At 72.3% G+C, this 22,407-nt stretch carries 20 protein-coding genes; 5 read left to right on the top strand and 15 right to left on the bottom strand.

Features of this window, described 5'->3' with window-relative positions:
* Nucleotides 1–75 precede the first annotated feature (75 nt).
* The 7 genes from pheT to infC all read right to left on the bottom strand — a co-directional run bounded on the left by pheT (nucleotide 76) and on the right by infC (nucleotide 7,615).
* Nucleotides 76–2,604, bottom strand: a complete 2,529-nt coding sequence (gene pheT / locus ACFW22_RS25580; protein WP_386408739.1) for a phenylalanine--tRNA ligase subunit beta — start codon at nucleotides 2,602–2,604, stop codon at nucleotides 76–78.
* A complete protein-coding gene (gene pheS / locus ACFW22_RS25575) occupies nucleotides 2,604–3,731 on the bottom strand; it encodes a phenylalanine--tRNA ligase subunit alpha (protein ID WP_386408737.1) in 1,128 nt (375 codons plus the stop codon). The genes pheT and pheS overlap by 1 nt, the downstream gene beginning before the upstream one ends.
* A 156-nt stretch (nucleotides 3,732–3,887) precedes the next feature.
* Nucleotides 3,888–5,030 (bottom strand): ATP-binding protein, encoded by a 1,143-nt coding sequence (locus ACFW22_RS25570; RefSeq protein WP_386408735.1) that lies wholly within the window; start codon nucleotides 5,028–5,030, stop codon nucleotides 3,888–3,890.
* 79 nt (nucleotides 5,031–5,109) lie between these two features.
* The gene (locus ACFW22_RS25565; protein WP_386408733.1) at nucleotides 5,110–5,949 is read right to left on the bottom strand and encodes a TrmH family RNA methyltransferase; all 840 of its coding nucleotides are present in this window, start codon (nucleotides 5,947–5,949) and stop codon (nucleotides 5,110–5,112) included.
* A gap of 166 nt (nucleotides 5,950–6,115) precedes the next feature.
* On the bottom strand, nucleotides 6,116–6,502 hold the full coding sequence (gene rplT / locus ACFW22_RS25560) for a 50S ribosomal protein L20 (RefSeq protein ID WP_225799578.1): 387 nt from the start codon (nucleotides 6,500–6,502) through the stop codon (nucleotides 6,116–6,118).
* A 106-nt stretch (nucleotides 6,503–6,608) separates the two neighbouring features.
* Nucleotides 6,609–6,803: a 50S ribosomal protein L35 gene (gene rpmI, locus ACFW22_RS25555; RefSeq protein ID WP_030493495.1), complete on the bottom strand. Its 195-nt coding sequence runs from the start codon at nucleotides 6,801–6,803 to the stop codon at nucleotides 6,609–6,611.
* Between the two features lie 125 nt (nucleotides 6,804–6,928).
* On the bottom strand, nucleotides 6,929–7,615 hold the full coding sequence (gene infC / locus ACFW22_RS25550; protein WP_386408730.1) for a translation initiation factor IF-3: 687 nt from the start codon (nucleotides 7,613–7,615) through the stop codon (nucleotides 6,929–6,931).
* A gap of 305 nt (nucleotides 7,616–7,920) precedes the next feature.
* On the opposite strand from infC, the gene ACFW22_RS25545 reads away from it, so the two are divergent.
* Complete coding sequence (locus tag ACFW22_RS25545; RefSeq protein ID WP_386408728.1) at nucleotides 7,921–8,298, top strand: DUF1844 domain-containing protein; 378 nt, start codon at nucleotides 7,921–7,923, stop codon at nucleotides 8,296–8,298.
* A gap of 7 nt (nucleotides 8,299–8,305) precedes the next feature.
* Here the strand turns inward: ACFW22_RS25545 and ACFW22_RS25540 are convergent, their stop codons facing one another.
* The 3 genes from ACFW22_RS25540 to ACFW22_RS25530 are packed head-to-tail and all read right to left on the bottom strand — an operon-like array spanning nucleotide 8,306 to nucleotide 11,444.
* Nucleotides 8,306–9,040 carry an SseB family protein gene (locus ACFW22_RS25540; protein WP_386408726.1) on the bottom strand — a complete coding sequence of 245 codons (735 nt, stop codon included), beginning with the start codon at nucleotides 9,038–9,040 and terminating at the stop codon, nucleotides 8,306–8,308.
* Nucleotides 9,041–9,087: 47 nt separating this feature from the next.
* On the bottom strand, nucleotides 9,088–10,269 hold the full coding sequence (gene mycP, locus ACFW22_RS25535) for a type VII secretion-associated serine protease mycosin (protein ID WP_386408724.1): 1,182 nt from the start codon (nucleotides 10,267–10,269) through the stop codon (nucleotides 9,088–9,090).
* Complete coding sequence (locus ACFW22_RS25530) at nucleotides 10,266–11,444, bottom strand: hypothetical protein (protein ID WP_386408722.1); 1,179 nt, start codon at nucleotides 11,442–11,444, stop codon at nucleotides 10,266–10,268. Before ACFW22_RS25530 ends, mycP begins: the two co-directional genes overlap by 4 nt.
* A 107-nt stretch (nucleotides 11,445–11,551) precedes the next feature.
* Here ACFW22_RS25530 and ACFW22_RS25525 point away from each other — a divergent pair, with 107 nt between their 5' ends.
* Nucleotides 11,552–12,754 (top strand): amino acid deaminase/aldolase, encoded by a 1,203-nt coding sequence (locus ACFW22_RS25525; protein ID WP_386408720.1) that lies wholly within the window; start codon nucleotides 11,552–11,554, stop codon nucleotides 12,752–12,754.
* A gap of 65 nt (nucleotides 12,755–12,819) precedes the next feature.
* Here the strand turns inward: ACFW22_RS25525 and ACFW22_RS25520 are convergent, their stop codons facing one another.
* The 4 genes from ACFW22_RS25520 to ACFW22_RS25505 form a co-directional block, all read right to left on the bottom strand.
* Entirely contained in the window at nucleotides 12,820–14,097 is a 1,278-nt protein-coding gene (locus ACFW22_RS25520) for a haloacid dehalogenase-like hydrolase (protein WP_386408718.1), read from the bottom strand.
* A 93-nt stretch (nucleotides 14,098–14,190) separates the two neighbouring features.
* Nucleotides 14,191–14,976 (bottom strand): 3-oxoacyl-ACP reductase, encoded by a 786-nt coding sequence (locus ACFW22_RS25515; protein ID WP_384875855.1) that lies wholly within the window; start codon nucleotides 14,974–14,976, stop codon nucleotides 14,191–14,193.
* Nucleotides 14,973–16,337 carry an aldehyde dehydrogenase family protein gene (locus ACFW22_RS25510; protein WP_386408715.1) on the bottom strand — a complete coding sequence of 455 codons (1,365 nt, stop codon included), beginning with the start codon at nucleotides 16,335–16,337 and terminating at the stop codon, nucleotides 14,973–14,975. Before ACFW22_RS25510 ends, ACFW22_RS25515 begins: the two co-directional genes overlap by 4 nt.
* 31 nt (nucleotides 16,338–16,368) lie before the next feature.
* The gene (locus ACFW22_RS25505; protein ID WP_386408713.1) at nucleotides 16,369–17,733 is read right to left on the bottom strand and encodes a glutamine synthetase family protein; all 1,365 of its coding nucleotides are present in this window, start codon (nucleotides 17,731–17,733) and stop codon (nucleotides 16,369–16,371) included.
* Nucleotides 17,734–17,822: 89 nt separating this feature from the next.
* Here ACFW22_RS25505 and ACFW22_RS25500 point away from each other — a divergent pair, with 89 nt between their 5' ends.
* From ACFW22_RS25500 to ACFW22_RS25490, 3 genes are all read left to right on the top strand, one after another.
* A complete protein-coding gene (locus ACFW22_RS25500) occupies nucleotides 17,823–18,551 on the top strand; it encodes a FadR/GntR family transcriptional regulator (protein WP_386408711.1) in 729 nt (242 codons plus the stop codon).
* A 116-nt stretch (nucleotides 18,552–18,667) separates the two neighbouring features.
* Complete coding sequence (eat, locus tag ACFW22_RS25495) at nucleotides 18,668–20,101, top strand: ethanolamine permease (protein WP_386408709.1); 1,434 nt, start codon at nucleotides 18,668–18,670, stop codon at nucleotides 20,099–20,101.
* Nucleotides 20,102–20,136: 35 nt separating this feature from the next.
* Entirely contained in the window at nucleotides 20,137–20,823 is a 687-nt protein-coding gene (locus ACFW22_RS25490) for a gamma-glutamyl-gamma-aminobutyrate hydrolase family protein (protein WP_386408707.1), read from the top strand.
* Nucleotides 20,824–20,914: 91 nt separating this feature from the next.
* Here the strand turns inward: ACFW22_RS25490 and ACFW22_RS25485 are convergent, their stop codons facing one another.
* The gene (locus tag ACFW22_RS25485) at nucleotides 20,915–22,351 is read right to left on the bottom strand and encodes a purine-cytosine permease family protein (protein WP_386408705.1); all 1,437 of its coding nucleotides are present in this window, start codon (nucleotides 22,349–22,351) and stop codon (nucleotides 20,915–20,917) included.
* Between the last annotated feature and the right edge of the window lie 56 nt (nucleotides 22,352–22,407).

Genomic DNA, 22,407 nt, shown 5'->3' with positions numbered 1-22,407 from the left:
CCAGCTCAGTTCGAACCGCCGGTCCGGCCGCCCCGGGAACGTTCCCGGGGCGGCCCTCCGCCGCGCTGCGGCGCGTCAGGCGCCGCGCAGGACGGCGCCGGTGCGTTCGGTGGCCAGGGCCACCGCCGCGTCGCGGGCCGCGCTGGCCTCGTCGACGGTCAGCGTGCGGTCCGGGGCGCGGAACTTCAGCGCGTACGCCAGGGACTTGCTGCCCTCTCCGAGCTGGTCACCGGTGTAGACGTCGAACAGTCGGATGGACTCCAGGAGCTCCCCCGCGCCCTCGGTGAGGGCGGCCTCGACCTCGGCGGCCGGCACACCGTGGGCGACGACCAGGGCGACGTCCTGGGTGGCGACCGGGAAGGAGGAGATCCGGGGCGCCTTCACGGGCCCCTCGTTCGCCTTCTCCAGCAGGTCCAGGTCGATCTCCATGGCGCAGCTGCGGGCCGGCAGGCCGAAGGCCTTCACGACGCGCGGGTGGAGCTCGCCGGCGTGGCCGACGAGGACCTTCTCGCCGTCGACCTCGACGTGGAACGCGGCACAGCGGCCGGGGTGCCAAGGAGCCTGCTGGGCAGCGCTGACGATCAGCTCGACCCCGGCCCCGGTGGCGACGGTCCGGGCGGCCTGGACCGCGTCCGCCCAGTCGGACGGACGGCCCTTGCCCCACCAGCCGGCCTGCTCGCGCGAACCGGCGAGGACCACCGCGGCGTGGCGCGGCTGCACGGGCAGCGCGGCATTGACGCCGGCGAACTCCTCGTCGGTGGGACGACGGTCGACCGGAAGCCGAACGGCGATGCGCGGCTCTCCTTCGGGCCGGAAGACCAGACCGGTCTCGAAGAGCGCCAGGTCGTGGCTGCCGCGGCTGTCGTTGCGGCGGAGCGCGCCGAGCAGCCCCGGGAGGAGCGTCGTGCGCAGCGCGGGCTCCTCGTCGGAGAGCGGGTTGACCAGCTTCACGAGGCGGCGGCGGGCGTCGTCCGCGTCGAGACCGAGGTGGTCGAGGGCCTGCTCCCCGATGAACGGGTAGTTCAGCGCCTCGACGTAGCCGGCGCCGGCCAGGCCGCGCCCCACCCGGCGGTGGACGCGCTGGCGCTCGGTGAGCCCGCGGCCGGCCGGCGGCTTCGGCAGCGTGGAGGGCAGGTTCTCGTAGCCCTCCAGCCGGATGACCTCTTCGGCGAGGTCGTTCGGCTCGCTGAGGTCGGGGCGCCACGACGGCACGGTGACGACGAGCTCGTCCTGGCCGTAGACGTCGCAGCCGACCTCCTGGAGGCGGCGGACCACGGTCTCGCGGCCGTAGTCGACGCCCGCGATCCTGTCCGGGTGGTTCGCCGGCATGGCGATCGTCCGCGGCGCGGACGGGGCCGTGACCTCGGTGACCCCGGCCTCGGCCGTACCGCCGGCGAGCAGCACGAGCAGGTCGACGCAGCGCTGCGCGGCAGCGGCGGCGGCCTGCGGGTCGACACCGCGCTCGAAGCGCTTGGACGCCTCGGAGGACAGCTTGTGGCGGCGTGCCGTGCGGGCGATCGAGATCGCGTCGAAGTGCGCGGCCTCGATGACGACCTCGGAGGTGCCGGTGACGATCCCGGTCTCGGGGTCGGTCTCGGGGTCGGCGATCTCCGTGTTGGCTCCGCCCATGACGCCCGCGATGCCGATCGGGCCGCGGTTGTCGGTGATGACGAGGTCAGCGGCGTCCAGGACCCGCACGGTGCCGTCGAGGGTGGTGATCTTCTCGCCGGCTTCGGCGCGGCGGACCCCGATGGGGCCGTCGAGCCGGTTGCGGTCGTAGGCGTGCAGCGGCTGGCCGAGCTCCAGCATCACGTAGTTGGTGATGTCGACGGCCAGCGAGATCGGACGCATGCCGGCCTTCTGGAGGCGGCGCTGCAGCCAGATCGGGGAACGCGCCTCGGGCTCCAGACCGACGACGGTGCGCGCGGTGAAGCGGTCGCAGCCGATCGGCTCGGTGATCTGGACCGGGTAGCCGTACGAGTTCGGCGCGGGCACGTCGAGCAGCGCCGGGTCGCGCAGCGGCAGGCCGTAGGCGGTGGCCGTCTCGCGGGCGACACCGCGCATCGAGAGGCAGTAGCCGCGGTCCGGGGTGACGGCGATGTCGAGGACCTCGTCGAACAGTTCCAGGAGGACCGTGGCGTCGGTGCCGATCTCGTGCTCCGGCGGCAGCACGATGATGCCGTGCGTGCCGTCGTCGCCCATGCCGAGCTCGTCGCCGGAGCAGATCATGCCGCGGGAGACGCGGCCGTACGTCTTGCGCTCGGCGATCCGGAAGTCTCCGGGGAGCACGGCGCCGGGCAGGGCCACGACGACCTTGTCGCCCTCGGCGAAGTTCCGGGCGCCACAGATGATCTCCTGGGGCTCGCCGGTGCCGTTGGCCTGGCCGACGTCGACGGTGCAGAAGCGGATGGGCTTCTTGAACTCCGTCAGCTCCTCGATGGTGAGGACCTTGCCGACCACCAGCGGGCCGGTCAGGCCGGCACCGAGCTGCTCGACGGTCTCGACCTCGAGGCCTGCCGAAATGAGCTTGGCCTGGACGTCACGGCCGGTCTCCGTCGCCGGCAGGTCGACGTACTCCCGCAGCCAAGAAAGCGGGACCCGCATCAGATCTCCATCCCGAACGGCCGGGTGAACCGGACGTCACCCTCGACCATGTCTCGCATGTCTTCGACGTTGTGGCGGAACATCAGCATCCGCTCGATGCCGAACCCGAAGGCGAATCCGCTGTACTTCTCGGGGTCCACTCCACAGGCGACCAGCACCTTGGGGTTGACCATGCCGCAGCCGCCGAGCTCGATCCAACCCTCGCTGCCGCAGGTGCGACAGGGACGGTCCGGGTTGCCGACGGACTCGCCGCGGCAGACGTAGCAGAGCATGTCCATCTCGGCGGACGGCTCGGTGAAGGGGAAGTAGTTGGGCCGCAGCCGGGTCTTCATGTCCGAGCCGAAGAGCGCCTGGACCATGTGGTCGAGGGTGCCCTTGAGGTCGGCCATGGTCAGGCCCTCGTCGACGGCCAGCAGCTCGATCTGGTGGAAGACCGGAGTGTGCGTGGCGTCGAGCTCGTCGGTGCGGTAGACGCGGCCGGGGCAGACGACGTAGACCGGGGGTTCCCGGTCGATGAGCGTGCGGGCCTGCACCGGCGAGGTGTGCGTACGGAGCACGACGCCGGACTCGTCGCCCGTGGTCCCCTCGGGGCCCTGGACGAAGAAGGTGTCCTGGGTCTGGCGCGCCGGGTGGTCCGGGACGAAGTTGAGGGCGTCGAAGTTGAACCACTCCGCCTCGACCTCGGGTCCCTCGGCGACCTCGTACCCCATGGAGACGAACACGTCGGCGACGCGCTCCATGAGGGTGGTCAGCGGGTGTCGGGCGCCGGCCGGGACGCGGTCGTACGGCAGCGTGACGTCAACGGCCTCCTCCACGAGGACGCGGGCGTCGCGCTCGGCCTCCAGCTCGCCCTGACGGGCGGCGAGCGCCTTGGAGACGACGCCGCGGGCCTGGCCCACGAGCTTTCCGGCGGCTGCCTTCGCCTGCGGGGGGAGGGCGCCGATCTCCCGGTTGGCGAGCGCCAGCGGCGAGGTGCCACCGGTGTGCGCGGTCTTCGCGTGCGCGAGCGCGTCGAGGTCGCCCGCGGCGGCGAAGGCGGCGAGCGCCTCGTCCCGCATGCGCTCGATCTCTTCCGGTTTCAGTGCCTCGACCTCAACCGGATCGTACGACTTATTGGGTGCGGACATCTCTTCCCGTGCTTCCGTTGGCTGGCTGGGCGGCCCCGCTCGACGTCAAGGGCGCAAACGTGCCAAAGGACGAGTCTAACGGGGCGCAGGGACGCGGATGAGCCCGTGGGCGACCCGGGCGGCTCCTGATCTCGTACGGTCTCGCCTGCTGAGACGTCAGAGGAGATGGGCCGGGGTGCCGACGGGCAGGATAAATCGGAACTCGGCCCCGCCGCGGGGGCCCCGTCCGACGGTGATGGTGCCGCCGTGGGCCTCGACGACGCCCTTGACGATGTAGAGGCCGAGGCCCGTGCCGCCGCGTTTGCTTCCCCGCCAGAACCGGGTGAAGACGCGGCCCATCGACGCTTCGGGGATGCCGGGTCCCTCGTCGCTCACGGTGACCTCCGTCCCCTCTTCCCCGTCGTCGCCCAGTCGGGTGGGCCCCACCTCGATGGTGACGGTTCCGTCGCCGTGGCGCACCGCATTTTCGAGGAGGTTCCCGAGGATCTGGTCGATCTTGTCGGGATCGGCCCAGAGCGCGGGCAGCTGCGGTCTGATCCGTACGAAGAAGCGGTCCGGGGACTGGCCCGCGGTGGTGTGCACATGGATGTGCCTGCCGATGGCGGCGGCGATGTCGACCGGCTGGCGGCGCACTTCGAGACGGCCGGAATCGATCCTGGAGATGTCGAGGAGTTCGGCGATGAGTCGCTTGATGCGACCCGCGTCGGCATCGACGGTCTCCAACATGAGCCGCTTCTGCTCGTCGTTGAACCGTTCCCACTTGTCGAGCAGGGTGGCGGTGAAGCCCTTCACCGAGGTGAGCGGGGAGCGCAGCTCGTGGGCGACGGTGGCGATGAGCTCGGCGTGACTGCGCTCGGTGCGACGACGCGCCTCGGTCCCGCGCAAGGAGACCACGACCCTGCGGACGGGCCCGGTGGGGTGCTCCCTGACGTAACGGGCGGAGACGAGGACCTCGCGGCCGCCGGGAAGCAGTAGGTTGCGTTCGGGCTGACCGCGGCGGGTGGCGAGACCTCCGTAGGGATCGACCAGCGGCCACCAGCGGCGCCCCTTGAGGTCCTCCAGCGGCAGCGCCTCGTCGAGGAGGAGGCCGAGGGCCCGGTCGCGGGGGACGGCGGTGATCCGGCCGGCTGCGGCGTTGAAGCAGACGACGCGGCCGGTCTCGTCGGCGATGACGAGACCGTCGGGCAGGTCGTCGGGTTCGAGGCCGGCGAAAGCCGAGCCCGCCCCCGGATCCGGCGGTTCCGGGGCGTGCGGCGCGCTGCTCCGTGCTTGTGCGGGACTGTCCGTGCCGACCGTCATCCCCGTTCCCCACCCCTCCGTTCAGCGCAGTGGGCCCCGAGTGCGCCACTCTACTGGGCGGGGAGGACCGCGTGGGCCCTCAGCCGGAGGTTCGGGGGCGCTGGGCGCGTGCGGAGGCGTAGAGGCAGACCGCGGCGGCGGTGGCGAGGTTGAGGCTCTCGGCCTTGCCGTGGATCGGGACGCGGACGACGGCGTCGGCGAGCGCCCGGGTCTCTTCGGGCAGCCCCCAGGCCTCGTTGCCGAAGATCCAAGCGGTGGGACCGCCCATGGTCCCTGCGTCGAGTTCGTCGTCGAGGTCGTCCTGACCGGCCCCGTCTGCGGCGAGGACCCGCACGCCGGCTTCCTTCAGTCCGGCGACGGCCTGCTCGACGGGGACGCCGACGGCCACCGGCAGGTGGAAGAGGGAACCGACGGAGGCGCGCACGGACTTGGGGTTGTAGAGGTCGACCGAGGCGTCGGTGAGGACCACGGCGTCGGCGCCGGCCGCATCGGCACAGCGCAGCACGGTGCCGGCGTTCCCGGGGTCGCGGACGTGGGCGAGGACGGCGACCAGCTTGGGCCGGGCCGCGATGATCTCCTCGAACGGCGAGTCGAGGAACCGGCAGACGCCGACGAGCCCCTGCGGGGTGACGGTCTGGGAGACCTCGGCGAGGACGGCGTCGGAGGCGAAGTGGACGCGGGCGCCGGCAGCGCGGGCGGCGTCGACGATGGCGGCGTAGCGCTCGGCGGCCTCGACCGTGGTGAAGAGCTCGACGAGGGTGGGTTGTCCGGTGCTGCCGCGGTGCTCCACGGCCTCGCGGACGGCCTGCGGCCCCTCGGCGATGAAGAGGCGGTCCTTGCCCCGGAAGTTGCGCTTGGCGAGCCGCCGTGCGGCGACGACGCGCGGGGAACGCGGGGAGATCAGCTCGGGGGTGGCCATGGGGTGCGGCGGTTCTCTCTTCGGGGCCGGGGCCCTTCGGCCGGACGGCCGGTCGGGCCGGTGGCGCTACGGGCCGGAACTACGGGTGTCGGGGGGCCGACGCACCCGGACCCGCAGGCGCGAGCGCGCTTGCGGGTCCGGGCAGAGGTACTGCGGGCCTGGAAGATCAGGCGGCGGCCTTCGGGGCGTTGACGTCGGCCGGGAGGGCCTTCTGCGCGACCTCGACCAGCGCGGCGAACGCGTTGGAGTCGTTGACGGCCAGCTCGGCGAGGATCTTGCGGTCCACCTCGATGTTGGCGGCCTTCAGACCCTGGATGAGGCGGTTGTACGTCATGCCGTTCAGGCGGGCAGCGGCGTTGATGCGCTGGATCCACAGCTGACGGAAGTCACCCTTGCGCTTCTTGCGGTCGTTGTAGTTGTAGACCAGCGAGTGGGTGACCTGCTCCTTGGCCTTGCGGTACAGGCGCGAACGCTGACCGCGGTAGCCGGAGGCCTGCTCGAGGATCGCCCGGCGCTTCTTGTGGGCGTTGACTGCCCGCTTGACGCGTGCCACTTCTTACTCCTTGTAGCGGGGTCGTGGTGGTCCTCACACGACCCGAAAAAACGGATGGGTCCCGGTCTGTGCCGGATGCCCTCGTCGCCGAGGGCGGGAGATCAACTCAGATGCCCAGCATCTTCTTGATCTTGGCGGAGTCACCCGGGGCCATCTCGGCGTTGCCGGTGAGGCGACGCGTCAGCTTGGACGACTTGTGCTCGAGCAGGTGGCGCTTGCCGGCGCGCTCCCGCATGATCTTGCCGGAGCCGGTGACCTTGAAGCGCTTCTTGGCACCGGAGTGCGTCTTGTTCTTCGGCATGGCGCCGTTCTCTCCTCGTCAGTGGCGCTCCCCCGGTGCGGGCACCGGTCAGCCGGGAGCGTCATTCTTCGATTGGGTGGGACCGGGCGGAACCCGGGGGCTGCCGGGAGGGCAGCCCCCATGGATCACGCCTCGGCGTTCTCGGCCGGGGTCTCGGCCGGGGTCTCGGCGGCGGCCTCGGGCGTCCCGCCCTGGCGCTCCGCCTTGCGCGCGGCCTGGGCCTCGCGAGCCTCGGCCATGGCCTCGGTCTTCTTCTTGTGCGGACCGAGAACCATGATCATGTTCCGGCCGTCCTGCTTCGGGTTGGACTCGATGAAGCCGAGCTCCTGGACGTCCTCTGCGAGGCGCTGGAGGAGTCGGTAACCGAGCTCCGGGCGGGACTGCTCACGACCACGGAACATGATCGTGATCTTGACCTTGTCGCCCTGCTTGAGGAACCGGACGACATGACCCTTCTTGGTGTCATAGTCGTGCGGGTCGATCTTCGGCCGGAGCTTCATCTCCTTGATGACCGTGTGCGCCTGGTTCTTGCGCGCCTCACGGGCCTTCATGGCCGACTCGTACTTGAACTTCCCGTAGTCCATGAGCTTGCACACGGGCGGGCGGGCGTTCGCCGCGACCTCAACCAGGTCGAGGTCGTACTCCTGAGCGAGCTCCAGGGCCTTGGCAAGCGGCACAATGCCGACCTGCTCGCCACTGGGGCCGACAAGACGCACCTCGGGAACGCGAATCCGCTCGTTGATGCGGGGCTCGGCGCTGATGGATCCTCCTCGGTAGCACCACGCGACCGCCTTGGCGGACGGACACGTCACGTGAAACTGTTGAAACCAACCGAGCCGACGGCACGAAAAAAGCCCCGGACGGTACACAGGCGGGGCTCCACGGAAAACCGGAGCACCACCACGGTGAACCGCGGGGCGCACATCGGGCGGCTCCATCGTCCGTACGGAACGATGGGCGCCACCTGACCGGTGACCCGCCACCCGCAGGGGTGGTCAGGTGGGAGTACGGAGCCTCCACTTGTGGGCCGGGCACAGAGGTGTCCGGCCGGTCGTTACATAAGGTTAGCAGGACCCGGCGGTCTCCGCTAACCGTGGACCGTCATATCGTGTGGGGCATGAGCGAGACGCCCCCGAACGAGTCAACGGCCCCCTCCGACACCCCCGACTTCGAATCCATGACCCGCGACATCGCCGAGGTCCCGGCGGTCGAGGTGATCGTGACCGTCGCCGTCAACCTGATGAGCGCCGCCGCCGTGAAGCTCGGGCTCACCGAGGAAGGCGAGAAGCACAAGGACCTCGACGAGGCGCGCAAGCTGGTGCACGCGCTCGCCGGCCTCCTGGACGCCAGTGCGACGGAGGTCTCCTCCTTCCACGCGGCGCCCCTGCGGGACGGCCTGAAGTCCCTCCAGCTCGCCTTCCGCGAGGCCTCCCTGGTCCCGGACGAGCCGGGCCAGGGCCCCGGCGAGAAGTACACGGGGCCGGTGTACGGCTAGGAAACGGCTACCGCTTCACGTAGAAGGGCTCGCCCGGGGGCGTGGCCTCGGCCGGCAACAGCGCCAGGTCGAGACCCCGCACCAGGCGGGCCCTCAGGGTTTCGTCGCCGGCCAGGGCGCGGGCCACCCGCTGGGCTGCCTCCGCCGGGGCGGCGTCCGCCGCGAGGACCAGGGCGACGGTGCCGTCGGCCGCGCCCGGACCCAGATGGGCGCGGAGCACCGTGGGCTCGGCCGCGACCACGGCGCGCACGGCCTCCCGCACCACCGGGTCGTCCAGCGGATCGGTGCTGGTGCGGCCCTCGGCGAGGGCGAGCAGGGCGGAACCGGTCAGCTGGTACGGCACGGGACCCGCGAGGTCGAGGACGAGGGTGTCCGCCTTCTCGTGGGCGACGGCCTGGAGCGCCTGGTGGAGGGGGACCGCCACCGGGCGGGCCGCAGGGTCCCAGAGGGCGAGCGCGGCGATCGAAGTGAAGGCGGGCAGGGCCCGTCGGTCGCCGGCCGTCAGCGTGGGGACCGCCATGTCGCTGGTCTTCTCCTGCTTGAGCCCGGTCTCGGGGTCGATCTCGACCTCCCCGAGGACGGCCACGACCGGCACCAGCAGCCGGGCCCCCTTGAGGGCTTCGAGGACCGGGCCGTGGGCGGTTCTGTCCTCCGCCCAGGCCGCGAGGGCCGCCGCGAGCTGCGGGTCGGCCGTGCCGTCGTCGTCGGAGAAACCGGGGTCCGGAATGTTCTTGAGCGCCACGCACCGAGCCTAGCCGCCGGTCCCGGTCGACCGGACACCCCCCGGCCTCAGGGGGTTCGCCGGGTCCGCACGAGCAGCAGGGCGGTGAGGAGCAGCAGGACCCCGAGGCCGCCGGCAGCGGGGGCCAGCAGGCCGAAGCCTCGGCCGTCCTCCGCCGCGGGAAGGGGGCCGGGCCCGAAATACGGGTCCCGGTAGCCGGCGGTCCTGCTCACGGGGTCGCCTCCCTCGATCCGGCCGCCGGCCTCGATCGCGGCGGCCGGGTCGACCGTCCCGTACCCCTTGGCGTCGCTGCGCCCGCCCTTCGGCCGGTCCCGGGCGGTGTCGGTGAGCAGGCTCTTGACCTGGGCCGGGGTGAGGTCGGGGTGCGCGGAGCGCACCAGGGCGACGGCACCGGAGACGAATGCGGCTGCGGCGCTGGTGCCCCAGCCCTCGTAGTAACGGCGGTCCGGGTCGGCGATGACGATGTCGTCGCCGGGAGCGCTGACGGTGGCGTACCAGCGGCGGGTGGAGAAGGCGGCGTGGGTGCCGTAGCGGTCGACGGCGGTGACGGCGATGACGCCGGGGTAGGCGGCGGGGTAGGAGATGTGGTCGCCCTTCTCGCCGCCGTTGCCGGCCGAGGCCACGACGGAGACGCCCTTGGCGAGCGCGTACCGGACGGCGGCGTCCTCGCCCGCATCGGGGTGGGCGGACTTGGAGTCGTCGCCGAGGGAGAGGTTGATGACGTCGGCGCCGTGGTCGGCGGCCCAGCGGATGCCCTCGGCGAGGGCGGTGCCCCGGGACTTGCGGGCCTTGGCCCGGGCGCCGTCGGTGGACTCCAGGATGACCCGCACGGGGAGGATCCGGACCTCGGGGGCGATGCCGAGGACTCCGTCCTGGGCACCGGGGCCGTGGCCGTGGCCGGCGATGATGCCGGCCATCGCGGTGCCGTGACGGGCCCAGGCCCGCTCGCCCTTCGACGCCCCGAAGCCGACGAGGTCGTGTGCGGGGAGGACGGATCCCACGAGGTCCGGGTGGTCGGCGTCGACGCCGGTGTCCAGGACCGCGACGGTGATGCCCTCGCCCTTGGTGGTGCGCCAGGCCTCCTCGGTGTGGAGGGCTTCGAGGCCCCACTGGCGGGCCCGGATCGTGTCGGCGTGTGCGGGGGAAGTGGTGGCGGGCAGCACGGAGAGGAGGGCGGTGAGCAGGGCGACCGCAGCGCCACGGGCGCGGCGTCGGCTGGGACGGATCACCGGGCGTTCTCCTTGGCGGCCGCGGCCGTGGTCGCGGCCGTGCGCAGCAGTCCCACGAGGCGTTCGGTGATGCCCTTGGCCTCGTGGCCGAGGCCGGCCTGGGAGGCGGCGTCGGTGCGCTGTGCGGTCATGGCGAGGTCGGCGAGCAGCGGGCCGCCGTCGACCGTCCGCCCGTCGGCGAAGCCGGAAACCGCGGTGACGACGACGGGGAGGTCGGTGGGGGCGTCCCACCACCAGGCGGCGCGCTGCGGCGGGCCGAACCGGGCGGCGACGGTGCCGGGGCCGGAAAGGGCCGGGGGGACGTCCGCTCCGAGGCGGGGAGCGAGGTCCGTGCCGAGGGCCCCCTGGGCGGCGGCGTCGGCGCGGGTGAAGACCAGGCCGACGGTGATCACGCTGCTGGCGGTGGCGTCGGTGTAGGTGGCGCGCAGGACGCGCTCGCAGCCGAGCGGCTCGACGGCCGCGAGCAGGCCCCCGGCGAGGACCGCCGGCGTGCAGGCGGCGTCCGGGGCGACCACGATCCGGGTCCAGGTCCGGTCGGCACCGCCGGGACCGTCGCCGGGGCCCGCGAGGGTGCGGGGGAAGAGGGTGTCGACGGGGGCCTCGTGCCAGAGCTCCTTCGCCTCCGCGTAGCCGACGGGCTCCGCGGGCCCGGTGGGCTCGGCCGCCGCGAGCCAGACCCCGGCGAGGGATCCTCCGACGAGCCCGAGACCGAGCACCGTGCAGACGGCGACCGCGAGGGTCCGTCGCATGCTCCGCTGCCGGACGGACCGGAGGTCGGTGGTGCCGACCGGGACCTCCGGAGGCAGGGCACCGTGGCCGTGGTGGGCGTACGGGGGGAACTGCTGCGGCTGCACGGGAGCGGCCGGCAGTGGGGCGGGCGGAGCCGTGGACACGGCCGGTGCAGCGGCCGCCGGAGCGGACCCGGTCGCGGGCTCCCCGGGTACGGCCACGGGCGTCGGCGCGGGTGCGGCCAGGAACCCGGGTGGCGCCGGAGCAGCTGCCGGGGCGGTCATCGGGCGGGGCGGCGCGGACCGCGGGGCGGTGGCGGGCGCTGCTTCGACGGGTGGCCGGAGGGTGCGCACCGGGCGGAGCCGGGTCGTGCGCTCCCCTTCGTCCGTCGTCGGGAGCAGGGCTTCGGTGATGCGGGAGGTCGTGGGGTGGTGCTCGCTGGTCATCCCCGTCCCCGCTCGTCTCGACAATGTCCGTCACTCTACGGGCTGTTCCCCCGGGTGCGGGAACTCAGGGGCTACCCACCCGCAAACCGGTCTGGCAAGCTCGGGCCATGACTCCCCGTGCCGCCGACCGGGCCCGTTACGACCGGGCCACCGCCCATCTCGACGCGCCGGTGGCGATCGTCGACCTGGAGGCCTTCGACGCCAACGCGGCGGACCTCGTGCGCCGGGCCGGGGGCAAGCCGGTGCGGGTGGCGAGCAAGTCGGTGCGGTGCCGGGCCCTGCTGGAGCGGGTGCTCGCGCGGGACGGCTTCGCCGGGGTCATGTCGTTCACCCTCGACGAGTCGCTGTGGCTGGCGCGCGCGGGGTTCGAGGACGTGCTGCTGGCCTACCCCTCCGCCGACCGCTCCGGGTTCGGGGAACTCGCGCGGGATCCGAAGCTCGCCGCCGCCGTGACCGTGATGGTCGACGACGTGGCGCAGCTGGACCTGATCGACGCCGCCCGCGCGGGCGGGGCGGAGGAGGTGCGGATCTGTCTGGAGATGGACACCGCACTGCACCTGCTCGGCGGGCGGATGAGGGTGGGGGCCCGACGCTCACCGTTGCGGACCCCGGCCGGCCTGGCCGAGCTGGCCCGCTCCGTGGTGCGGCGGCCGGGGTTCCGGCTGGTCGGTTTGATGGCGTACGAGGGCCATGTCGCCGGGGTCGGGGACGCGGTCGCGGGCCGACCGCTGCGGTCCCGGGCGATCCGTTTCCTGCAGTCCGCGGCCCGCAGGGAGTTGGCGGAGCGCAGGGCGGCCGTGGTGCGGGCCGTCCGGGCGGTGGCGCCCGACCTGGAGTTCGTGAACGGCGGCGGCACGGGAAGCGTGCAGCACACGGCGGCCGAGGAGGCGGTGACGGAGATCGCGGCGGGCTCGGGGCTCTTCGTGCCGCGGCTCTTCGACAACTACACGTCCTTCTCGGGCCGACCGGCGGCGCTGTTCGCCCAACCGGTGGTGCGCCGTCCGGGCGTGGGCGTGGTGACGGTGCTCGGCGGGGGCTACCCGGCCTCGGGGGCCGCGGGCCCGGACCGGTTGCCCGTCCCGTACCTGCCGGAGGGGCTCCGGTACGACCCGCAGGAGGGTCCCGGCGAGGTGCAGACCCCGCTGTTGGGCTCCCCGGCCGACGACCTGCGGATCGGCGACAAGGTCTGGTTCCGCCACGCGAAGGCCGGGGAGCTGTGCGAACGGTTCGCGGACCTGCAGCTGGTCGAGGGCGACCGCATCACGGCGACGGTGCCCACGTACCGGGGCGAGGGGATGACCTTCCTCTAGAAGGCGTGACGGGCCCCGAGGAGGGGTGGAGGGCGCTGCTGGCCCGCGGATCCGGGCACGACCGCCTAGAAGACCGAGTCGACCTGGTCGGGGACGATGCTTCCGTCAGCGCGCCGGACCGGTTGTGCCGTGCCGTCGCCCGCCGTGTAGCCGGTGGTCGAGCACGGATACGGGCTCGGCTTCGGCTTCTTCGGTTCGATGAACATGGGGTTGACGAGCCAACGGCCGTCGCCGTTCTCGTAGGCCCGGCACATGAGTTCGTTCTTGTTGCGGTTCAGGACGAGCCGCAGCCCGGTGGCGTCCCGCAGGAAGGAGACGTCGGTGTCGGAGTCTCCCGCGGCGAAGACCGGGCGCCGGCCTGCCGGCTGGACGCGCTCGGCGGCGGCGCCGCGGACGCCGAAGACCTCCTGGTTGATCCAGCAGCGCTTGCCGTCGATGTAGGTGATCATCGTGTCCTCGCCGTCCCGTACGGTGCCGCAGCCCTTGAGGTGACCGGTGAGGCGGCCGTGTTCGGTGGTGTTGCGGATGCCGAGGGCGTGGGAGGGGTCGATGCCTACGCCCCGGGCCCAGACCTCCACGACGGGCTCGGGGGAGGCGGAGACGATCCACACGTCGAAGCCGGCGCCCTGGAGCGCACGGATCACGTCGCGCTGCTGGTCGTAGTAACGGATCCAGCCGGTGACCTGCCGACTGCCGACCCGCTGGGTGGCGCCCCGGGGCGCGGCGAGGTTCTCGGCACGGGCCGCGGCTGCGAAGGAGCGGACGTCACGGGCGGTCCAGCCGCGCAGGAGTTGGGCGAGCCAGGCGTACTGCGGCTCCATGCGGCGGTGGTCGTGGCCCGCGAAGGCGGTCTTGCCGTCGGTCGTGGAGCCCGAGCCGTAGACGGAGAGGAGCTCGTCGGCACAGCGGAGGTCGGTGGCGGTGGGCAGGGTGCGACCGCCGGTGGGGCAGGCGGCACCGAGGGCATCGGCGGCCTCGGGCGTGAGGTAGCGGCTGGTGGTGGACCAGTCTCCGTGGCGCGGAGGCCTGATGCGGTCGTTGCGGAGCAGCCAGTAGAAGGTGGCGTCGCCGACGTCGTTCTTGATGACGGTGTTGTCCCAGTCGAAGACGGCGACCGGCTTGTCGCCCTTGGGGCCCCGGTGCGCCGCGGCCTCGGCGCACCGGGCGGCGATCAGCTCGTCGAGGCGCGCCTTGTTGTCGCCGTACCAGCCCTCCGCGACGGTGAGGGTCGGGCAGTCACGGGGTCCGGCGGGTCGGGCGGCGGCGCTCGTCGTGGGGAGCAGGCCGGTCGCGGCGAGGAGCAGGGCCGTCGCGGCGGCCCTGGTGCGGAGCTTGCGGTGCATGGACGCTCTCCTGTCCGTGCGCACGCAGCCGGGCGCCTCGCGGCGCCCGGCTGCGTGGGGTGGGGGTCGGGGAGTGGCGGCGGTGGCGAGGTGCTAGAGCGGGGTGACGTACGCGCCGGAGATGCCTCCGTCGACGAGGAAGTCGGTGGCGTTGATGAAGGAGGAGTCGTCGCTGGCGAGGAAGGCGACCGCGGAGGCGATCTCCTCGGCCTCGGCGAAGCGGCCGACGGGAATGTGCACCAGGCGGCGCGCGGCGCGCTCGGGGTCCTTGGCGAACAGCTCCTGGAGGAGCGGAGTGTTGACCGGCCCGGGGCAGAGGGCGTTGACGCGGATGCCCTCGCGGGCGAACTGGACGCCCAGCTCGCGGGACATGGCGAGGACCCCGCCCTTGGACGCGGTGTACGAGATCTGGCTGGTGGCCGCTCCCATGATGGCGACGAAGGAGGCGGTGTTGATGATGGAGCCCCTGCCCTGGCGGCGCATGTAAGGCAGGGCGGCCTTGCAGCAGAGGTAGACGGAGGTGAGGTTGACGTCCTGGACGCGCTTCCAGGCCTCCAGTCCGGTTTCCAGGATGGAGTCGTCGTCGGGCGGCGAGATGCCGGCGTTGTTGAAGGCGATGTCGACGGAGCCGTAGGTGTCGAAGGCGACCTGGAAGAGGTTCTCCACCTCCTCGGGATCCGTGACGTCGACCTTCACGAAGGTGCCGCCGACCTCCTCCGCGGCGGCCTTGCCGGCCCGCTCGTCGATGTCGCCGCACACCACGTGCGCGCCTTCGGAGGCGAGGCGGCGGGCGGTGGCGAGGCCGATGCCGCTGCCGGCTCCGGTGATGACGGCGGTGCGGCCGACGAGGCGGCGGCAGACGATCTCTTCGGTGCTCACAGTGCGGGGCCCTCCGTGCTGATGAAGACGTTCTTGGTTTCGGTGAAGGCGGTCAGGGCGTCGGGGCCGAGTTCGCGGCCGAGGCCGGACTGCTGGTAGCCGCCGAACGGGGTCCAGTAGCGGACGCTGGAGTGGGAGTTGACGGAGAGATTGCCGGCCCGGACGGCTCGGGAGGTGCGCAGGGCCCGGCCGAGGTCCCGGGTCCAGATCGATCCGGACAGGCCGTACTCGGTGGCGTTGGCGAGGCGGACCGCATCGGCCTCGTCCTCGAAGGGCAGGACCACGGCGACGGGCCCGAAGACCTCCTCGACGGCGCAGGGGGCGTCCTCGGGAACGCCGGTGAGCACGGTCGGCGGAAACCAGAAACCGGGGCCTTCGGGGGCCTTGCCCCGGATGGCCTCGAGGTCGTCGGTCACGTAGGAGCGGACTCGGTCGAGTTGGCTGCGGGAGATGAGCGGACCCATCTGGGTGCGCTCGTCGAGCGGGTCGCCGACGAGGATCCCTTCGACGGCGGGGGCGAGGATGTCCAGGAAGCGGTCGTACGCGCTCCGCTGGACGAGGATGCGGGTGCGGGCGCAGCAGTCCTGGCCGCTGTTGTCGAGGAAGGACATCGGCGCCGCCGCGGCGGCGGCCTCCAGGTCCGCATCGGCGAAGACGATGTTGGGACTCTTGCCGCCGAGCTCCAGGGTGACTCGCTTCACCCGGTCGGCGCACTTCGCCATGATGCTCTTCCCCACCCGGGTGGAGCCGGTGAAAACGATCTTGGCAACGCCGGGGTGTTCGACGAGCGCGTTCCCGGCGATCGGTCCGGTGCCGGGCAGGACCTGGAAGAGGCCTTCGGGGAGGCCGGCGACCAGGGCGAGTTCGGCGAGGCGGAGCGCGGTGAGGGGGGTGGTCTCGGCCGGCTTGAGGAGGACCGCGTTGCCGGCTGCGAGGGCGGGGGCGGTGGCCCATGCGGCGATCGGCATGGGGAAGTTCCAGGGGGCGATGACGCCCACCACCCCGAGGGGTTCGAGGATCGTGATGTCGAGGCCGCCGGCCACCGGGATCTGGCGGCCGTTGAGGCGTTCGACTCCCCCGGCAGCGTAGTCGAGCAGGTCGCGGACGTTGCCGGCTTCCCAGCGGGCGTTGCCGATGGTGTGGCCCGCCTCGGTGACCTCCAGGCGGGCGAGTTCCTCGACGTGTTCGTCGACGACGGCGGCGAAGCGGCGGAGCAACCTGGCCCGGTCCGCAGGGGCGGCGGCGGCCCAGCCGCGCTGTGCGGCGGCGGCGCGGGAGACGGCGGCGTCGACGTCACCGGGGGTGGCGGCCGGGACGGTGGCGACCACCTCCTCGGTCGCCGGGTTCAGTACCTGGAGCAACTCGTTCCTCTCACTTCTCGCAGGGCGTTTCTCAGAGGCGTTCGAAGGAGCGGCGCAGCTCCCAGTCGGTCACCGCGGCGTCGAAGGCGTCGATCTCGACGCGGGCCATGTTCCGGTAGTGGGCGACGACCTCGGCGCCGAAGGCGGCCTTGGCGATCTCGCTGGTCTCCCAGAGCTCGGCGGCTTCGCGCAGCGTGGTGGGGACGTGCGCGTACTCGGCGGTGTAGGCGTTGCCGGCGCAGGGCGGGGGCAGTTCCAGGCGCTGCTCGATGCCGTGCAGTCCGGCCGCGATGAGGCCGGCGACCGCCAGGTAGGGGTTGACGTCGCCGCCGGGGAGGCGGTTCTCGAAGCGGGTGGAGCGGCCGTGGCCGACGACCCGGAGCGAGCAGGTGCGGTTGTCGTGGCCCCAGGCGACGGCGGTGGGGGCGAAGGAACCGGGTTGGAACCGCTTGTACGAGTTGATGTTGGGGGCGTACAGGAGGGAGAAGTCGCGCAGGGCGGCGAGCTGGCCGGCGAGGAAGTGCCGCATGGTCTCGGACATGCCGTGCGGGTCGTCGCCGGCCATCACGTTCCGGCCCTCGGCGTCCTGGAGGGAGAGGTGGATGTGGCAGGAGTTGCCCTCGCGCTCGTCGTACTTCGCCATGAAGGTGAGCGAGCGGCCCTCTTGGGCGGCGATCTCCTTGGCGCCGGTCTTGTAGACGGCGTGTTGGTCGCAGGTGACGAGGGCCTCGTCGTACTTGAACGCGATCTCGTGTTGGCCGGGGTTGCACTCGCCCTTGGCGGACTCCACGGTGAGACCGGCCCCGGTCATCTCGTTGCGGATGCGGCGCAGGAGCGGTTCGATGCGTCCGGTACCGAGGACGGAGTAGTCGATGTTGTACTGGTTGACGGGGGTGAGGCCGCGGTAGTGGGCGTCCCAGGCCTGCTCGTAGCTGTCCTTGAAGACGATGAATTCGAGCTCGGTGCCGACGTGGGCGGTGAGGCCGAGTTCCGCGAGGCGCTCCAGCTGGCGGCGGAGGATCTGGCGGGGCGCGGCGACGACGGGGGTGCCGTCGGCCCAGGCGAGGTCGGCCGTCACCATGGCGGTGGCTTCGTTCCAGGGGACGCGGCGGAGGGTGGTGAGGTCGGGGTGCATCGCGAAGTCGCCGTAGCCGCGGTCCCAGGAGGACATCTCGTATCCGTCGACGGTGTTCATCTCGGTGTCGACGGCCAGGAGGTAGTTGCACCCCTCGGTGCCGTGGCCGAGTACCTCGTCCAGGAAGAACGGTGCGGCGAACCGCTTGCCCTGGAGCCGCCCCTGCATGTCGGGGAAGGCCAGGACGACGGTGTCGATTTCGCCGCTCGCGACGAGGGCGCGCAGCTCCTCGACGGTGAGCGGGGGTGTGCGGTCTGCCACGGGACTGCTCCTCCTTCGGCGTGCCGGAAGCCATAAGGTATTGCGTTAGACCATTGCTTGGGAAGTCCTGGAGGAAGGGAAACGAGAACGTGGCCAGTACGAGTGAACCGGCGGACCGGCTGACGCCCGTGCTGCGCCCGGTGCGGGCGGGCAACGGCTTCGAGGAGGCCCTGGAACAGATCCTCCGGGTCGTACGGCTGGGCCTGGTGCCGGGCGGAGAGCGCCTGCCGGCCGAACGGGAGCTCGCCGACCGGATGGGGATCAGCCGGGTGACCCTGCGCGAAGTCCTCAAGGTGCTCCAGGAACAGGGGCTCGTGGAGAGCCGACGCGGCCGGTACGGCGGGACGTTCGTGCTGCCCCGCGCCCAGACGGCGGACGAGGACGAACTGCGCCGCCGGATCGCCGCGGTCGACGTGGAGGACACCCTGCGCTTCCGCGAGGTCCTGGAGGTGGGAGCGGCCGGACTCTGCGCCGCCCACGGCCTCGACCCGGCGGGGGCCGAACGCCTGAGGGCCGCCGCCGCGGCGACGAACGACGCCCCGCTGACCGAGTACCGCCGCCAGGACACCCTCTTCCACCTCACGCTGGCCGAGCTCTCCGGCTCGCCGACGCTGACGGCCCAGTACGCCGCGGTCCGCGCGACGGTGAACGACCTGCTGGACTGCATCCCCCTGCTCGTACGCAATCTGGAGCACTCCCAGCACCAGCACGCCGCCCTGGTGGAAGCGGTCCTGGACGGGGACGCGGACGCGGCGCGCGAGGTGATGCGGGAGCACTGCTCCGGCACGGCGGCACTGCTGCGGGGGTTCCTGACCTGAGGCGGCACCCCGGCGGCGTAACCCGAAAGTAACGCACGGGGGTTGCGCATCCCCTACGAGCGCCGCAAAGGTATGGGACCAATCCATTGGGCCCGTTGCGGGGAGCTGACGCTGCCATGACGCTCGAAGACACCACGCCGTCGAAGGACGACTACCTCGAACGCCGGACCTTGCGCCGCGGCAGCGCCGGCTGGCTGCTGCTGACCGGGCTCGGCGTGGCGTACGTCGTCTCCGGGGACTTCTCCGGCTGGAACATCGGCCTGTCGAAGGGGGGCTTCGGCGGACTCGCCGTCGCCACCGTCCTGATGGGCGCGATGTACGCCTGCCTGGTCTTCGCACTCGCCGAACTCTCCGCCATCCTGCCCACCGCGGGCGGCGGCTACGGCTTCGCCCGCCGGGCCCTCGGCACCTGGGGCGGCTTCCTCACCGGCACCGCGATCCTCATCGAGTACGTCCTCGCCCCCGCCGCGATCTCCATCTTCATCGGCGACTACGTCGAGTCCCTGGGGCTCTTCGGCCTGGAGTCCGGTTGGCCGGTCTACCTGGTCTGCTTCGCGCTCTTCATCGGGATCCACCTGTGGGGCGTGGGCGAGGCACTGCGCTTCAGCCTGATCGTGACGGCGATCGCGGTGGCGGCGCTCCTCGTCTTCGCGCTCGGCGCGTTCACCGACTTCCACGTGGACGGGCTGAACGACATTCCGGTCGACGGCGAGGCCTTCGGAGCGAACTCCTGGTTGCCGTTCGGCCTGCTCGGCATCTGGGCGGCGTTCCCCTTCGGGATGTGGTTCTTCCTCGGCGTCGAGGGCGTGCCGCTCGCCGCCGAGGAGGCCAAGGACCCGGTGCGGTCGATGCCGAAGGCGCTCGCGATCTCCATGGGCGTCCTGGTGCTCCTCGCCGTCATGACCTTCTTCGCCACCACCGGCGCACGCGGCTCGGCAGCCGTACAGGAAGCGGGCAACCCGCTCGTGGTGGCGCTCCAGGGCGACGGGGACCCGACCGCGCTCAGCCGCTTCGTGAACTACGCGGGCCTCGCCGGCCTGGTCGCGTCCTTCTTCTCCCTCATCTACGCCGGCTCCCGCCAACTGTTCGCCCTCTCCCGGGCCGGCTACCTGCCCCGCTTCCTCTCCCTGACCAGCCGTCGGAAGTCGCCGTACCTGGGGCTGCTCATCCCCGGAGCGATCGGTTTCGCGCTCGCCGCCGGGACGGGCGACGGGGCCCGGATGCTCAACATCGCCGTCTTCGGGGCGACCATCTCCTACGCCCTGATGGCGCTCTCCCACATCGTGCTGCGCCGCCGCGAGCCCGGGCTGCACCGGCCCTACCGCACGCCCGGTGGGGCGGCGACCTCGTCCGTCGCCTTCGTCCTGGCCCTCTCGGCCCTGGTCGCGACCTTCCTGGTGGACCGGACCGCGGCGCTCATGGCCCTCGGGGTGTACGTGATCGCCCTCGCCTACTTCGCGTTCTACAGTCGGCACCATCTGGTGGCCCGGGCGCCCGAGGAGGAGTTCGCGGCGCTCGCCGCGGCCGAGGCCGAACTCGAACGCGACTGATCCGCCCGCATCTCCGCAGCACTGGAGGAAGTTCCGTGACCAAGCCGCTCATCGGCATGACCACCTATCTGGACCAGGCGCGCTGGGGGGTGTGGGACATGACCGCGGCCCTGCTGCCGGCTCGCTACCCCCAGCTCGTGCGGGAGAGCGGCGGCCTCGCGGTGATGCTTCCGCCGGACGGGCCGGAGGCCGCGGCAGCGGTCGTGTCCCGGCTCGACGGCCTGGTCGTCGCGGGCGGGGCCGACGTCGAGCCCGCACGGTACGGGGCCGAGCCCGACCCGCGGACCGGACCACCGGCCCGCGCCCGGGACTCCTGGGAGCTGGCCCTGATCGACGCGGCCCTCGCCTCGGGAACCCCGCTGCTCGGCATCTGCCGGGGAATGCAGCTGCTCAACGTCGCCCTGGGCGGCACGCTGGTCCAGCACCTGGACGGGCACGCGGAGGCGGTCGGAGTGGTCGGGCGGCACGCGGTGAAGCCGGTGCCGGGCACCCGCTACGCCTCCCTGGTGCCCGAGCTCACCGAGGTCCCGACCTACCACCACCAGGCCGTGGACCGGTTGGGCACGGGGCTCACGGCCTCCGCCCACGCGGAGGACGGCACGGTGGAGGCGGTGGAGCTGGCCGCCCCGGCCTGGGCCCTCGGCGTGCAGTGGCACCCGGAGATGGGCGAGGACCTGCGCGTGATGCAGGGGCTGGTCGGAGCCGCGTCCGAGCGGGTCTGACGCGGGTCCGGGCCCCGCGCCTTCCGGCGGAGGGTGCGGGGCGGCCGGTCGTGAGCGGGACGGCCGGGGTGGGCTCCGGCCGCCCCGCGGCTCAGGTGCTCGTGGCCGCCACCGCACGGCGGCCGAGGAGCACGTACAGGGCGGCTGCCACGAGCATGCCGACCGGCAGGGAGAGGTCGATCCCGCCGAGCACGGAGGCGACCGGACCCGCGTAGAGCGTGTTGACGCAGAGGGCCGCCGAAGCCACGCCCGCGAGCAGGGCGAGCGCGCCGGCCGGGTTGACACCGGCGGCGAACCAGAACGGGCTGGTGGGGGACTCGTCGGAGAGCGCCCGCCCGTCGTAGCGGTTGCGACGCAGCACGATGTCAGTGGCGTACACGGCCATGAGCGGGCCGATCAGGACGACCGTCATCTGGAGGGCGTTGCTGACGGTGTCCAGGAAGTTGGAGACCAGCAGGCCGTAGAGGGTGAGGGCGATCGCGACGGCGCCGTCGAAGAGGACGCTGACGGTGCGCCGGATGCGCAGCCCGACGGCCTGCAGGGCGAGTCCGGCACTGTACGCGGTCAGGGCGTTGATGGAGATCGTGCCGAGGACGAGCGTCAGCAGGAAGACCGGGACGAACCAACCCGGCAGGATCTCCTGGAGCGCCTTCTGGGGGTCGGTCATGTCGACGGCGGTCGCGGCGAGCGCTCCCAGCGCGCCCACCACCAGGCTGGGCAGGAAGGCGCCGAAGGCGGTCCAGCCGGCGATCGCCTTCGGCGGGGCCGTGCGCGGCAGGTAGCGGGAGAAGTCGGCGCTCGTCGTGTACGACAGCGGACCCGAGGCGATCATCGTGGTGCCCGCGACGAGCACCGCCCAGAGTTCGGCCCCGGCGAGCGGCCGGTCCGGCACGTACGAGAAGTCGGCGTGCTTGAGGACCGCGAGGGCGACGACGGTGAAGGCGCCCGCCAGGGCCAGGGTGATCGGCAGGTAGAGCTTGATGATCAGGGCGTGCCCGTAGACGCTGATGACCAGCGTGAGGGCGGCGATCAGCACGATGACGGCCACCTGGACGGGAACGCCGGCCGTGGCTCCGGCCTTCTCCACGAGCGCGAAGGCGGCCGTCGCGGCGGCGGCGAGGTTGAGCGCGAAGTAGCAGACGGAGACCAGCCAGCCGCCGATCGCGTTGTTCACCCGGTTGCCGATGACTCCGTACAGGGCACGGGTGATCACCTCGCTCGGTGCTCCCGCGGCCGGCCCCGAGGTGGCGAGGAGCCCGGTCAGCACCCAGAAGAGATTGCCCACGGCGATGACGGCCAGGGCCTGCCAGAGGCTCAGGCCCATCAGGACGAGGGCACCGCCGACCACGAGGTTGAGGTAGTTGACGTTCGCCGCGGCCCAGACGGAGAACAGCTCGCGGGGACGCCCGTGGCGCTCGGCATCGGGGATGTGGTCGATGCCGTGGGCCTCGATGCGGCCGGGCCGGTCGGAGACCGGTGGTGCGGCATCGGCGCGGGCGGCGCCGGGGTCGGGGATCGTGGAAGCCATACGGCCCTCCGGATGTGTGTCGTGCCCACCTGCTTGCTTATTGGTCGCACACTCAA

The sequence above is a fragment of the Streptomyces sp. NPDC058872 genome (assembly GCF_042743065.1).
Classification (GTDB): domain Bacteria; phylum Actinomycetota; class Actinomycetes; order Streptomycetales; family Streptomycetaceae; genus Streptomyces.
This window is presented reverse-complemented; position numbering and strand designations above follow the sequence as displayed.

Coding starts and splice junctions, on each gene's coding strand:
- eat (WP_386408709.1), top strand. CDS start 18,668: ATGACGCTCGAAGACACCACGCCGTCGAAGGACGACTACCTCGAACGC.
- ACFW22_RS25525 (WP_386408720.1), top strand. CDS start 11,552: ATGACTCCCCGTGCCGCCGACCGGGCCCGTTACGACCGGGCCACCGCC.
- pheS (WP_386408737.1), bottom strand. CDS start 3,731: ATGTCCGCACCCAATAAGTCGTACGATCCGGTTGAGGTCGAGGCACTG.
- ACFW22_RS25545 (WP_386408728.1), top strand. CDS start 7,921: ATGAGCGAGACGCCCCCGAACGAGTCAACGGCCCCCTCCGACACCCCC.
- ACFW22_RS25565 (WP_386408733.1), bottom strand. CDS start 5,949: ATGGCCACCCCCGAGCTGATCTCCCCGCGTTCCCCGCGCGTCGTCGCC.
- ACFW22_RS25485 (WP_386408705.1), bottom strand. CDS start 22,351: ATGGCTTCCACGATCCCCGACCCCGGCGCCGCCCGCGCCGATGCCGCA.
- pheT (WP_386408739.1), bottom strand. CDS start 2,604: ATGCGGGTCCCGCTTTCTTGGCTGCGGGAGTACGTCGACCTGCCGGCG.
- ACFW22_RS25520 (WP_386408718.1), bottom strand. CDS start 14,097: ATGCACCGCAAGCTCCGCACCAGGGCCGCCGCGACGGCCCTGCTCCTC.
- ACFW22_RS25530 (WP_386408722.1), bottom strand. CDS start 11,444: ATGACCAGCGAGCACCACCCCACGACCTCCCGCATCACCGAAGCCCTG.
- rpmI (WP_030493495.1), bottom strand. CDS start 6,803: ATGCCGAAGAACAAGACGCACTCCGGTGCCAAGAAGCGCTTCAAGGTC.
- ACFW22_RS25570 (WP_386408735.1), bottom strand. CDS start 5,030: ATGACGGTCGGCACGGACAGTCCCGCACAAGCACGGAGCAGCGCGCCG.